This is a genomic window from Streptomyces brasiliensis, assembly GCF_014647875.1.
GTDB classification, from domain to species: Bacteria; Actinomycetota; Actinomycetes; order Streptomycetales; family Streptomycetaceae; genus Streptomyces; species Streptomyces brasiliensis.
In genome coordinates this window covers 1-12160 of sequence record NZ_BMQA01000126.1, presented here as the reverse complement: position 1 = coordinate 12160, position 12160 = coordinate 1, and the positions used below count along the sequence as shown (strand labels likewise).

Annotated in this window: 12 protein-coding genes and 1 pseudogene; 6 read left to right on the top strand and 7 right to left on the bottom strand. The window is 66.0% G+C overall.

Annotated features, from left to right (window positions below):
• The first annotated feature begins 294 nt into the window (after positions 1-294).
• Positions 295-645: a hypothetical protein gene (locus tag IEZ19_RS47950; protein WP_189317667.1), complete on the top strand. Its 351-nt coding sequence runs from the start codon at positions 295-297 to the stop codon at positions 643-645.
• Positions 646-1032: 387 nt separating this feature from the next.
• The gene (locus IEZ19_RS47945; RefSeq protein WP_189317666.1) at positions 1033-1344 is read left to right on the top strand and encodes a hypothetical protein; all 312 of its coding nucleotides are present in this window, start codon (positions 1033-1035) and stop codon (positions 1342-1344) included.
• Positions 1345-1628: 284 nt separating this feature from the next.
• Here IEZ19_RS47945 and IEZ19_RS47940 read toward each other — a convergent pair whose 3' ends face one another.
• Positions 1629-2024 carry a hypothetical protein gene (locus IEZ19_RS47940; protein ID WP_189317665.1) on the bottom strand — a complete coding sequence of 132 codons (396 nt, stop codon included), beginning with the start codon at positions 2022-2024 and terminating at the stop codon, positions 1629-1631.
• Positions 2025-2306: 282 nt separating this feature from the next.
• Here IEZ19_RS47940 and IEZ19_RS47935 point away from each other — a divergent pair, with 282 nt between their 5' ends.
• Positions 2307-2750, top strand: a complete 444-nt coding sequence (locus IEZ19_RS47935; protein ID WP_189317664.1) for an SCO4402 family protein — start codon at positions 2307-2309, stop codon at positions 2748-2750.
• 851 nt (positions 2751-3601) lie between these two features.
• Here the strand turns inward: IEZ19_RS47935 and IEZ19_RS47930 are convergent.
• Positions 3602-3943, bottom strand: a complete 342-nt coding sequence (locus IEZ19_RS47930; protein ID WP_189317663.1) for a hypothetical protein — start codon at positions 3941-3943, stop codon at positions 3602-3604.
• Between IEZ19_RS47930 and IEZ19_RS47925 the strand changes: the two genes are divergently transcribed.
• Entirely contained in the window at positions 3942-4262 is a 321-nt protein-coding gene (locus IEZ19_RS47925; protein WP_189317662.1) for a hypothetical protein, read from the top strand. The genes IEZ19_RS47930 and IEZ19_RS47925 overlap by 2 nt on opposite strands.
• A 370-nt stretch (positions 4263-4632) precedes the next feature.
• Here IEZ19_RS47925 and IEZ19_RS47920 read toward each other — a convergent pair whose 3' ends face one another.
• Positions 4633-5151, bottom strand: a complete 519-nt coding sequence (locus IEZ19_RS47920; RefSeq protein ID WP_189317661.1) for a YfbM family protein — start codon at positions 5149-5151, stop codon at positions 4633-4635.
• A gap of 711 nt (positions 5152-5862) precedes the next feature.
• Positions 5863-6386, bottom strand: a pseudogene (locus IEZ19_RS47915) (LacI family transcriptional regulator); the annotation flags it as partial.
• 136 nt (positions 6387-6522) lie between these two features.
• Between IEZ19_RS47915 and IEZ19_RS47910 the strand changes: the two are divergent.
• Positions 6523-7197 (top strand): SMI1/KNR4 family protein, encoded by a 675-nt coding sequence (locus IEZ19_RS47910; protein WP_189317660.1) that lies wholly within the window; start codon positions 6523-6525, stop codon positions 7195-7197.
• Between the two features lie 401 nt (positions 7198-7598).
• On the opposite strand, the gene IEZ19_RS47905 is transcribed toward IEZ19_RS47910, so the two are convergent.
• The 3 genes from IEZ19_RS47905 to IEZ19_RS47895 form a co-directional block, all read right to left on the bottom strand.
• Positions 7599-8078 (bottom strand): hypothetical protein, encoded by a 480-nt coding sequence (locus IEZ19_RS47905; RefSeq protein ID WP_189317659.1) that lies wholly within the window; start codon positions 8076-8078, stop codon positions 7599-7601.
• A gap of 38 nt (positions 8079-8116) precedes the next feature.
• Positions 8117-9499: a Dyp-type peroxidase gene (locus IEZ19_RS47900; RefSeq protein ID WP_189317658.1), complete on the bottom strand. Its 1383-nt coding sequence runs from the start codon at positions 9497-9499 to the stop codon at positions 8117-8119.
• 70 nt (positions 9500-9569) lie between these two features.
• Positions 9570-10715, bottom strand: coding sequence for a catalase family protein (locus IEZ19_RS47895; RefSeq protein WP_189317657.1), 1146 nt, complete (start codon positions 10713-10715; stop codon positions 9570-9572).
• A gap of 405 nt (positions 10716-11120) precedes the next feature.
• On the opposite strand from IEZ19_RS47895, the gene IEZ19_RS47890 reads away from it, so the two are divergent.
• Entirely contained in the window at positions 11121-11795 is a 675-nt protein-coding gene (locus tag IEZ19_RS47890; protein WP_189317656.1) for a GAP family protein, read from the top strand.
• The last annotated feature ends 365 nt before the right edge of the window (positions 11796-12160 follow it).

The window sequence follows — 12160 nt, the reverse complement described above, 5'->3', positions numbered from 1 at the left end:
GAAACCATGCCTGACCAGCAGGAATCAAACGATCAAGTTCGGTTGAGATACGGCTTCTGAGACTCCGCCGACCGCGTGAGGAGTCATTGAGGCGGGGAAGAGAGGAACGTCGGCGAGTCGCCCGGAGACTCGCCGGTCAGCTTCTTGCCAGGTCAGGCCCAGCGCGGTTACGCGATCTTCCAAACTGGTGCTCCAGGACCCGGGCAGCGGCGCTTGACTGGGTCATTGAGACTCCGCCGACCTCAGCTTTGTCGACCAGGGCCGACGTCGGTGCCCTTCTGGCATGATCCCGCCATGAACAACGCCGCTGAGGTCCTCCGACGAGAACTGATGTCCGAGGATGGCTTTCTACTCAAGCTGCGGACTGATCTGTCGTGGGACCGTGCGGCTTTGACCAGGCTCGATCAGGCGATGCGGGCAGTCTGCGAAGAGTACGAGGCTGCCGACCAGCTAGATCGCGATCTGGCCGAAGGCTTCCACGTCCTTGCGACGTCGGTGCCGGAGTGGACATCGCACCCGAACTTCTCGCGTCCGGAACCAGAGTCCTACTACACCGCATGCCTGGAACGGCTGAGTCTGTTGGCCTACTGGTTCTTCACGGGCGGGAGCCCATACATCGAAGGCCACGTCTGGCCCGACCTCTGAACACGTCGTGGCGGCCGTGCACCAACCTCATGATCGGTGGTTTTGAAGGCGGTCACCAGCACGTTCGGCTCTGGGCCGTCTCTGGGCCATCCGAGGCGAACCGACGTTGACAGATGATGACAACTAGTCCCAGCATCCAGGCAGGTCGCAGGCTCAGCTACAGCGAGCCGCCGCACGTGACAGACTTGGGTCGTCACTTCCAGAAGAACTGGTTGCGGAGCAAGGGGCCTCCTCGGTGTGTGGCCATGGAACCGACAAGCGCCGGGCCTTCCGAAGCGTCGACGCCGAGCATTACGATCTCGGGGCTGTGAACGGGGCGTTGGGGGGTTCCTGAACATGAGGCGTACGCGAGCGCTCCAGTTTGTCTGGTACGCGATCGGTGGGGGCTTGCTGATCGCGTCTCTCGCTTCGCACCTGCACGGCTGGCGAGTGTGGGGGGAAGCAGCCGCCTTCTACCTCGGCGCCGGAGGCGCGGGCTTCCTCTTCCTCCAGTGGCGCAGGCAGGGCAACGTCGCGGCGCGTGCGTGGTTTCTGGCAGCAGTCGGCACATGGGCCCTCGGGGTGATGGTGTACACGGCAACCAGCGCCGCAGGGCTGATCATTCTCGGTCTGGCGCTCAGCATCGGTCTCGTGGGAGCTCTTACCGAACGGTTCCGTGCCGCACGCGGCAAACAAGCAATGCAGCCGGAGATCGACTGACGCACGCATCCTGGCCTACGGTCGGTGCTAACCGCGAGCGACTCCGTGACAAGCGCACATGGCCTCAGCGACCGCCTGCGCTCGTTCGCATCGAGGTGGCATGGCGCAACCCTCGGGCCGTGCCACTCTCGGGCCAGAACGGGCGGGGAATCACGGGGAATCGGGGCACGGAGCGGGCAGGATGGCCGTACTGCGCCAAGCCAGGGAATCCGCAGCTCGGGCCGTGATCGCCCAACCTCGCTCCTAACGCGGTGATGTCACGGCAGCTGCGGATGTTGACCGAACTACGTGGCGGGCCGGCTGATGGTTACGTCAATGGCACGGGCGTCCCTGCCGGGGTTGTCTACGGCTACACGAACGTCCCAGGCTCCTCGGTCCCCCACCTGGTGCACGAAGCGGGTGAGGCCTTCGACGTCGCCTACAGCCAGGCGGCCGTTGTCCAATGTGAGTTGGCCATCGAACACGGTGGTGAACGCCGGTTCGGCACGCACGGAGTCGCCAAGGTCCTGGAACACGCGCACGCGAATGAGACCCGACTGTGCCCGCAGGCGAACCGCGACGTGGGTGTCACAGCTCGCTGCGTCGGCATCACCCAGCTCCAGGGAGACGGGCACCCAATCCGTCGCGCCGAGGTGCAACACCGGGTGATTCACGTACACCTCAACACCAGAGATCTGCACGCGACGCCTCCACTCACCAGGGGAACAGCCAACCAGACCCTAGCCGGTCAGCCGAACTCAAGCGCGTGGCGAGCGGCAGGTGGACGTCTCCCCCAAGAGCCGCCTGGTTGACATCACCAGCTGACATCAACGGCGCTGAACGACGGTGGACAGCGACGCCCGCCGCCAGGAGGGAGGGGCGACCCCAAGGCACCGCTGATGGGGGCTCCGCCGTCGAGCGATCGAACTCCTAAAGCGGTGCTCTCCACAACGCCGCGTCAACCCGGCCGCTAGGCTCGGCCCATGACCGAGGATTCGCGACGCTTGGCGAACTTCCGAGTCCATCTCGTGCCTGCGGTCCTGGCTCTGGCCAATCCGCCATGGCAACGAGACGTGTGGCTCGATCCGTCAACGTTCGAGAACCTGGACCACATCTTCCACACGCTCTTCGACGACTTCTGCGACGCCGACGATCCAGAGCGCTACCTTGGCACAAGCCTGCGAACGCAGGAGGAGGTCGTCCTCATGAAGGAGCTCGGTGCAGCACTCAACGCAGCGGCGGACGAGGCGCCCAACGACACTGACGCGGAGTACCTCCAGGCGGCCGCTTGGCCAGAAGTCGTGGCCGTCGCTGGACGACTCGCTCAAGTGATGGTCGGTAACGACCTGGGGGAGCTCGCCGCGCTTCACGAGTCCGAAGTAGGGGTGCAGTCGACCGGCCAGGCTTGCAGCGAGGAAGCGGACTGAGTGTCTAACTGCGTGACAACCACAACGCACAGCCGCGAACAACCGTGGACGTCAGCGAACCATCGATGCTGGTGGCGAGTGCATCGGCCCGAGGACAGCGACCATCGCAAGTTGCTTCGGGACGAAGAGGTCGTGGGTTCAAATCCCGCCACCCCGACAGTGAAACACCAGGTCAGGGGCCTGATCCGCATCGCGGGTCGGGCCCCTGAGTGGTTTCCGGGGTCTCTTGGGAGAAATCTGGGAGAAGATCTTGATACCTCTCTCCCGGACAGCGCCTACTGGTGCACTCGTAGACGCTCCTGCAAGAGGCGCTGCCGTGAGCAGAACCGCCGGCGGCGGTGGGCACATGGCCGGTCGGGCAACGAGAACCGCTTCCGTAGGGGGCACGCCTGCATCTGCCCGCCGGCGTACCCGTGCTTAGCGAGAGCGCTCCTCAGCGCGGAGTCACGACTGTGAATCCCGGCGCGGTAGAACCTTCCCTACGCCATCAAGCACCCGTCGTCGCTTCGCTCCTCCGGGCGGGCGCGGGCGGCCGACGGCGCCCGCGCTCATGTCTCCGCCCCACTCGGCACCGCCGGCCGCCCACTCCCGCCCAAGAGGCAGGCACACAGTGCATAAGGTCAGAACACGTCGTGGCTGGGGCGGTCGGCTCCACGACTTTAGCCAGCCACTTTGGAGCGAGCCTCTAAGATCATGGCCCCACTAACGGGCAGGTCCACAAGCCTGCCCGATCCGCGGGCCAGCGTAAGGGGCCGTGATCACTCGCGCCAAAGCAGCTCCCGGCTAAAGTCGCTACGCCGACCTCAGCGCGTGCCATCTGGACGAGTCCGCGGACACCCAGGCCCTCCATATCAGCGGTCCGGGAAGCTGGCCGTGCCGCGTAGGACAATCCCGATCAAGAAGAGGACTGCCCCCACTGCGAGCACTACGAGCAACTTCAGCGAGACATCTCCCGACGACGCGAAGAGGAAGAACACGCAGAAGCAGACGAAGCCGCACCCCGAAAAGATGTGGCTGAACCCATGGGGCACGGGGCGCAGGACCCGGCCTCGCTCCCATGGGTGGATCCAGCCGGTGGTGAGCCCCGCCACGCCCAACCCCACCATGCCTAGAGCGAAGGCCATCAACGCCAACAGGACCACGTAGTTCATCGCACCTCCCAGCGAACGTCCCGGGACGAAGAGGTCAGTCATGGCATTGACCGGTCCATCACACCACGCCACGATGATCGGCGTGATGTACATCGCTGATCTTGCTGTCCGCGCTCCGTTTCGCAATCCTCCCAGCACGGTCGGTGCCGTCGTCCTCCTCCTGGTGGGGGCCAGCGTGCTGTGCGGGGGGATCGTCATCGCCACCGACTACAAGAAGGCGGCGTTCCGCCTCTACGCGAAGGCGATCCGCATCTACGGCGGCACGCCGACAGAGCCGTTGAACTTCAGGGTGGGAGGGCTCCTCGCCATCCTCGGTGGCAGCGGCGCGGTTTCTGCAGGCGTCTACTGGCTCAGCCGATAGTCAGTGCGGGTCCCCGATAAGGCGCGTCCGCCGGGCCGTCTGAGGCCGCTCGGCAGTGACACCTCAGTCGATCTGGGCCATAGCTCCCCACCAGTGGGCCGGAGGGCCCAACGCCCAGTTCAGACCGACCGCAGTTGCTGTACAGCAGCGAAGTACAAGCAACCACAGCAACCGGACGCGCCCAGTGGTGTCCCTCAGAGGATTCGAGTGGACCTCTATGACCGCCGATGACCGTTCCCTCTAGAGCTACGAGTCAGAAGGGTCCCGTGCCCCAGCCGTGCCCGTCAGGGGCCGTTCTCACTGCTCATCGTGCGGCTCGCGGACCTGTTTGACTCACGCCGTCCTCATGGTCACCGACAGGCAGAGGCGATCAGTCGAGCCACACGAGCATGGCGTCATCCGCCGCCGCGGCAGCCTCAAAGAACTGCGTCAGGCCGTCGTACCAGTGACGCCCCCACTCAAGCGTTCCAGGCCGATCCCATCCGAGGGGATACGCCCCAGCCAGGGGATACACATCAGCCTTGGTCAGGTCGGCCGGATTCACGCCGCTAACGAGCTGGTCATACGTGGTGGCACGCAGCGCCCGCGCTCCAAGACGCACCCGCTCCGAGCGCAAGTACCTCGGCGGCCCGTAACCCCAGTCCTCATCCTCGGCAAACGGCTCCTCACCATGGATGACGTCCACCGGGAAGTCGGCACGCGTCAAGAGGAAGCCCAGCATGTCCCAGGTCTTGGACGTGCTGAAATGACGCGCTTCGGTCGTCGCAGGTTCTGACTCCTCCTCGGCGTCCTGGACCTCTTCGGCGAAATCCAGCGCCCAGTCAGGGTCCTGAATCGCCCGGTCGAGCTCAGCAGCCGTAACGCGCAGATACTCACCGATCATGCTCATGGCCGGAGACTAGACGAGGCCTCTGACAGCGGTGGGCGGGCAGACCGTCTCAGTTTCCGTCTCATTCAGCCCCGTTCAGCAGCAATGTTCATCTGAGCCGCCGTGCCGGTTCCAACCTGGTCGCGAGCCGCCCACGAACCCAGGTGAACGCCCCTGCACACACCCCACCATTCCACCACCACAATTGGAAAGCGTGCGCCTGCCTACGCCCAGGCGGAAGGTGGTGCGCGGCCGGCGCTGGCAGGTCATCGCCTGGCCATCAACGAAGCCCGACCGTCGGTTAGGTCCCGGACGAGCCTCCGGGCCGCCCCCAGACAGATCGGGGATGCAACCATTCCCTTCAGAGCTGGAACCCCCGGAAGCCGACCGCGCGCTTGAGACCATAGACGCAGGCACTGACAACCGACCTGCCGGTGCTCGACTGTTGAGCGGTGAGTGTCTAACTGCGTGACAACGCCGACGTACAACGGCGGACAAGCACGGACGCCTGCGGACCGTCAGCGCAGGTGAGACGCACAGCAGCCCAAGGAAGCTCCCCCAGCCAAGTTGCTTCGGGACGAAGAGGTCGTGGGTTCAAATCCCGCCACCCCGACAGTGAAACACCAGGTCAGAGGCCTGATCCGCATAGCGGGTCGGGCCCCTGAGTGGTTTCCGGGGCCTCTCTGGAGAAATCCTGGAGAAGATCTTGGAATCTGTCTCCAGAACAGCGCTCTACTGGCGGGCCCTCAGCAGTGCGTCCAGGACAGCCACAGGCGAACCTGGGCTCATGGCTCGGCGCGCGTCCAACGCTCCCTCCCACATCTCGGTGAGCGCGGTCACCAGCGTCCGCCGCATGCCAGGGGTGATGTGGTCATAGCGGGACTGCACCGAGCCATCTTCATGGCCCATCCGTTCGTCCATGAGCTTCGGCGGTATGCCGAGTTCCCTCATCTCATCAGGGTTTTGTGGGTGTGGCGCAGCCCGTGCGGTGTCAGCCCTCGTGTGATCGGCGCCCAGCAAGCCTCTGCGCGCTTGGAGGCTCCGCGCCCGCGTGCTGGAATTCCTGGCCACGGCTCAGCGACCACAGGCACCGGATGCTCTTCCTGTCTGCCGCGTCTGGGGTACAGCCCCGTAGCGGCAGGCTGGAGCAACCAGGTGGCGAACCCGGAGCGTCGCCAGTGCGCGGCTTGCTCCCCCGATGCCGCGTTACAGACGTACCCGAGTTCATCGACGGCTTCCAGCACCTTCAGCCGGGACGCCGTGACGGAGCCGACCGGCCAACGTCGTGTTGTGCCTAGGGAGCCTGGGGTGTCGGGCCGTTCCTGAGCCCGTCGGCACGGCAACAGTGGGACCCGCAACCCGGGTGTCGGTGGCTGCACGTACGGTCTGCGCATGACTGATCAGTGGTGGGCGGGCGTACGTCAGCGGGTCGAGGCGGCGGGCGCAGGGCCTGGGGGCGGCAAGGTGTTCGGGGCATTGGGGCACAAGTGGGTCTTGGAGGAGCCGCTCACCCGGGGCGAGCTTGCCGAACTTGAGGCTCAGATAGGCGTGCAGCTACCGGAGGAGTACCGGGCCTTCCTGCTCCACGTTGGCACGGGTGGCGCCGGCCCCGCGTACGGCTTGTTCCCCGTTCGGCGCGTGCAAGGCCGCTGGCGTTGGGAAGGCGACGGCGCGGACCTGGCCGACCTGACGAGGCTGGCCGAGCCGTTTCCCGACCAGGGCGCGGACCCGAAGCTGCTCGACGACCTCCTTGCCCAACGTCCCGAGGAAGAGGACTTCGACGAGGACTTCGACGACGCCATCGAGGCGTGGGACGAACGGTGGGATGCCGTCATGTTCGCTCCCGAACGCACTGCCGGTGCGATCGTGATCTGTCATCTGGGGTGTGCCCTACGGGAGTGGCTGATCATCAGTGGCAGCCACCGCGGCACGATCTGGTCCGACGGCCGGGCGGACGACGTCGACCTCGTGCCGCTCCTCGATGACGACGGGAAGCCGGTGACCTTCGCCCGTTGGTACAGCGACTGGCTGGAGAAGGCCGAGCAAACCGCCCTGTCGGCACCGTAGGCCCGTCGCCCTGTGCTGCTGAGCATTGCCGTGAACGCAGCGGCGAAGCGAGCTGTACAGCAAGGAAGTACAGCAAGGAAGTACAGCAACCACAGCAACCACAGCAACCACAGCAACCAGCCTCGACCAGTAGTGCCTCCGAGGGGCCATGAAGCGGCCTGTATGACCGTCACCGACCGATCCACATATAGCTACGGATCAGATGCTCCTCTACCGCATTGCTCGGTGTTCAATCACCGCGCGCCAGATTCGTGCCAGAAGGCTTGAGCCGCCCTTCCTCGCCGCGGCAGCCCGTCCCTTCCGCACGGTGGCGGCAACGTCCGTGGTACCAGGCGGTCGCCACCACGGCGCTGCTTGCCTGCGACCACGGGTGCCAACGCGCCCATGCACCCCTGAGCGAGTCAGCTCGCGTCGTCGAGGAGGTGCTGGAAGTCTTCTTGGACGCGTAGTGCCTTTTGGAGGTCCTTGACGGTGGCGTCGGGGATGGCGCGCTGGTACGAGCATGCGGTGGCTTGGTGGGCGACGACGTGGTCTTTGATGTGGGGGTCTTTGATGCCTGGGTAGCCCTCAGTGTGTTGCAGGACGGAGTCGAAGACGTCGGGAACTTGGGCGGCGAAGTCGTCGATGTAGGCGTCCCAGTCGCCGTCGAAGTTCGTGGCGAACATCAGGCGTGTGTCGCCGTCGAAGAGCACCCATCGGGCGTCGTGCAGCGTGCCGATGCGTGCGCTTACCTCCTTGCGGTGTTCCTCGAAGCCGGGCTGTTCGAAGATGTCGCGGATCTGCTGGCCCTCCCCAGGCTTGACGTCGAAGAAGAGGGTGAACTCGTTGGTCCGGCCGGACTTCAGACCAGGGCGGCTCGACTGGTCGGCGTTGGTGGTCATCTCGGTTGCCTTTCTGGGGGACGGGCCGGCTGTCCGTCTCAGGTGTCGAGTTGGGTGATCCACGTCAGTGCGCGGATGCCGGGCATGAAGAGGTATTCGCCTCCCTTGGTGATGGCGAAGCGGGGCAACTGCTTCAGGCGGCGGCGGACAGGGCGCCGGGGGATGGTGAAAGTGCCGGTCCCGTCGTTGTTGCCGATGACGGGGTCTTTCTCGGTGCCCAGGCTGACGAAGTCGCCGTCGTTGGCCCACTGGGTTTTGAGGAACTCGAACTGCCGGACGAGATCGGCACCCATGAAGATGAACACGATGCCGCGTTCGGCTCCGTCGTCCTCAAGCTGTCCTTCGGGGAGCATGGGACCGTAGGTGGTGCCCCGGCGCAGGGCGCGATGGATGCGCACGTCCACGATCGTGTCCGTGAGGGAGTCGCGAGGGTTCGTGCGCCGGATGTGAGCGCCGACGGGGCAGCACAGGCCGGCGGGGTCCTGGTCGCGGTAGGTGAAGTCGTTGGCGCGGGTGGGGTCTGCGGCCAGGTCGGGATCGTCGTGGTCGGGGGCGAGGACGAGAGGCGCTCCGCTGCGCCAGCGTCCGACCATCTTGGCCGCCAGCAGTTCCTCCTCCTCGGGTGAGGAGGAGTTGTCCTTGAGGTAGCAGCGGAAGTCGGCCACCTTCAGGTGCAGTTTGCGGTACGCGACGTAGGTGCCGTTGCGTCCCAGGACATCGGGCTGGGGCATGAGGGTGAGGCGGCCGAGCTGATTTTGGTAGCCGAGGACGAACTCGCCGGCCTTGATGGTGGGGCCGAACCCGGGCAGGTAGCCGTAGTGGTCTCGGCCGGCCTGGAGGATGCTGGCCACCCCGGCGCCCTCGACGTCCGGCTCACCGATGCCGTCGACGAAACCCAAATGGGTCCGCTTCGTCGGCAGCTGGGACGCCTCCAGCCGGTAGATCATCTGCACCCCCGGCAGGTCGCGCAGGGCTGAGCGCCCGACCTCCAGTAGCGACTCCAGCCCGGTGGTGTCGGGGGCGAAGACGGACACAGCGATATGGACGTCACGGCTGCCCAGCGGGGCGTCCCAGTGCTCGGGGCTGCTTTCGCCCGTGTCGCCAAGGCGTTCGGCGCGGGCGGCCATGCCCTCGCGGAAGGCTTCGGGGAAGCTGTCCAGCGATGCCTGCGGCACCCCCAGCGCCTGCAGCCCGGAGTGGCTCAGCGCCACACTCAGCCAGGCCCGGCTGGGCGGGTCCCACCAGCGGGCCGCCGAGGCGACGTGTGGCAGCAGGCGCCCCAGCATCTGGCGGCCGTGTGCCGGGTCGTCGACGCGCAGCAGGAAGTACGTCCCGGTGTACGGGGAGGGGCGCTGCCTCAGCAGGGTGCCCTGGATGTCTTCCAGCTCCAGCACCTGCGCCTGATCCGTACTGTCTGCCATCGCGATCCTGTCTCCATGGGGTCGGCGGTCGGTGGAACCCGTAACCGGCCAGCGGCCTGCTCGGGTCCTCTCAGTGATGGGAAACGGTGGTCTTCAGCGGCAGTACCTCGTCCGCGGTGCGCGGCTCCTGCCGTTGCTGGTTGTTGAGGCGGTGGCGCAGGAGCGAGGAGCGGCGGTAGACCTCTTTGCGGGCCCGCATGATGCTGCCCAGCGGCCGATGCGCGGCGGTCACCCGCCAGGGCGTGAAGGACAGGGCGTCCATCCGCCTGAGGTTCTCCTCACCGGAGATGTCCTGCTGGGGAAAGCGGAGCTTGGCCACAGTGACGTAGGGAGTCAGCTGCTCGGGCCACTCGACCGTGAGGTCCTCGACCGGCATCCGCTCCAGGTCGGCGCAGAGCTGGACCTGGATGTCGAAGGCGTAGGGCCGCTCGCACAGCTCGGTCACCAGTGCGGGCCGGAAGACCTCGGCCGCGGAGGTGACGTCCATCTGGCGCTCGACCACGGTGGCAGCGCAAGCGGGATCAGGGGCGATGCGCACTTTGGCGATGTAGCCGCCGTGCCGCACCGCTCCCATCGTCGTGTAGGTCGACAGCAGCACGTTCACCAGGGGCCGCTGCGAGACGATGAGAAAGGTCAAGAACTCCTCCCACGCCCAGTCCTCGGGCTCCAGGGTTCCCTTTCCGGTGAGGTAGTCGCGGAAGAAGCGGTGCCGGCCGCGCTGGCCCTCGGCAAAGTAGGCGGCAGCCTCCAGAAACAGCTCCTGGATGAACAGGTAGTGCTGCACCGTGTTGCAGAAGAAGACCGGCGCGTTGATCGTGTTGTAGTCGAACGTCCGGCTGTCGGTCTCGTCCTCCAGCAGCTTCGGACCATCGACGTCGAACATCTTCAGCGCCAGACCTGTCGCACGGCCCAGGCGCGCGTCGGCCCCAGCGTGAGGGGAACCGTTGGAGAAGCGCACCAGAGCGTCGTGTCGGCCAGGGGTGGCGTAAATACCCTGGGCGTACTCTTCCGGCACACCGTCGAGAATCTCCACCTCGCCCCGGACCAGCCCATAGCCCTTCGCATGCGCGTCACGGACCGCCTGGCCGGTGCCTTCGGCCGTCACCGAATCGGTGATGTACCGCTCCATCCGCGCGATCACGGTCTGTACGTTCGCATCGAAGTCCGGTTCGACGATCTCCACATCCGAGCTGTACGGGATGAACTGCGGCGACATCACTCCACCGCCTCTTTGTCTCGGCCAAGCCCCCGCGGGGGCCCACGATGGTCGGTTGGCGGGGCCGCGCAGCCTGCGATCGCAGGAGCTTTCCGCGCACACGGGCTACGTGCCCGGCCTGGTCAGCTGGTCTGCTTAAGCGACGCAAGACCAATGCCCGGCAAGGCAGCCCTTGTCCTTCCACCACCGTAGGCCCGTCCAGCACCGATGCGCGCGGTGAAGGCGGTGCGCCCCGTCTCCGCACCGGCGGCTCACCCGTTCGACGCTGACACCGCGCTTCATGGCTGACATCCCACGACGATGGGCGGAAGGGAAGCGCACGGCGCGCGCCGTGCTCAGCACGGCCACAGAGCCCCGCAGCCGGGCGCCCTGGCCCGGCACGATTCCCAGCGAACGGAGGCCGCCTTGGGACACGCTGTCGGTGATGTACTGGGTCTGGCGGCCGGTGTCGCTGTCAGCCCGCTCCCCATCGTGGCAATCATCCTCATCCTGGCCACGCCGAGTGGTCGCCTCAACGGCCCGCTCTTCGCTCTCGGCTGGCTCCTGGGACTAGCACTACTGGGCGCGATCATGCTCGCGATCGGCGGCACAGGTGGCGCCTCCACCGGTAAGCACCCGGCCACCTGGGTGGGAGCCCTGAAACTCGCACTCGGACTGCTGCTGGCCCTCTTCGGCGCCCGACAATGGCGCCGGCGCCCCAAAGACCCCTCCCAGGCACAGCTGCCGAAGTGGATGGCCGCGATCGACCGCTTCACCCCACTCAAGATCTTCGCGCTGGGGCTCCTGTTGTCGGCAGCCAACCTCAAGAACGCCCCTCTGACCATCGCAGCCGGCGCATCGATCAGCTCCGCTGGCATCCCCGTGCCGCAGCAGATCGGAACGCTGGCGATCTTCGTCATCATCGCCTCGCTCGGAGTGCTCGCACCGCTGGCGGTCTACCTGATCATGGGCGAGCGAGCGAAGAGCGTGCTCGGCTCCTGGCGGGAGTGGGCCGCACTGCACAACGTGGCCGTCATGGCCATCCTGTTCTTCGTCCTCGGCCTAAAGCTGCTCGGGGACGGCATCAGCATCCTTACCTGAAAAGTAGCGACCGCCCGAGTCCGGCACACCGAAGTGGAGCACAGCCGGAGGGCGGACCGCGTCTCAGTTTCCGTCTCATTCAGCCGCGTTCACTACCGTTCAGGCGAGACGCCCAGCCCGGTGCGACACGGAGCCGGGCCATCCATGAACGCAGGCGAACGCCCCTGCACACAGCCCAGCACCCCACCAACACAGGTGGAAAGCGTGTTGGAGGCGCCCGCCTTCGGCGTGGTGACGCGCTCGCAATCTCTTTCGTCAAGTCGCTGTCCCGGAAGGCGGCCGGACTCCATGATCCTGGCGTGGCATCAGAAGCCGTATCTCAACCGAACTTGATCGTTTGATTCCTGCTGGTCAGGCATGGTTTC

What these genes read in the sequence shown, in the direction of transcription:
- IEZ19_RS47895 (WP_189317657.1), bottom strand. Translation starts at nt 10,715, where the DNA reads ATGTCGCCGCAGTTCATCCCGTACAGCTCGGATGTGGAGATCGTCGAA.
- IEZ19_RS47950 (WP_189317667.1), top strand. Translation starts at nt 295, where the DNA reads ATGAACAACGCCGCTGAGGTCCTCCGACGAGAACTGATGTCCGAGGAT.
- IEZ19_RS47935 (WP_189317664.1), top strand. Translation starts at nt 2,307, where the DNA reads ATGACCGAGGATTCGCGACGCTTGGCGAACTTCCGAGTCCATCTCGTG.
- IEZ19_RS47900 (WP_189317658.1), bottom strand. Translation starts at nt 9,499, where the DNA reads ATGGCAGACAGTACGGATCAGGCGCAGGTGCTGGAGCTGGAAGACATC.
- IEZ19_RS47930 (WP_189317663.1), bottom strand. Translation starts at nt 3,943, where the DNA reads ATGACTGACCTCTTCGTCCCGGGACGTTCGCTGGGAGGTGCGATGAAC.
- IEZ19_RS47925 (WP_189317662.1), top strand. Translation starts at nt 3,942, where the DNA reads ATGGCATTGACCGGTCCATCACACCACGCCACGATGATCGGCGTGATG.
- IEZ19_RS47920 (WP_189317661.1), bottom strand. Translation starts at nt 5,151, where the DNA reads ATGAGCATGATCGGTGAGTATCTGCGCGTTACGGCTGCTGAGCTCGAC.
- IEZ19_RS47905 (WP_189317659.1), bottom strand. Translation starts at nt 8,078, where the DNA reads ATGACCACCAACGCCGACCAGTCGAGCCGCCCTGGTCTGAAGTCCGGC.
- IEZ19_RS47910 (WP_189317660.1), top strand. Translation starts at nt 6,523, where the DNA reads ATGACTGATCAGTGGTGGGCGGGCGTACGTCAGCGGGTCGAGGCGGCG.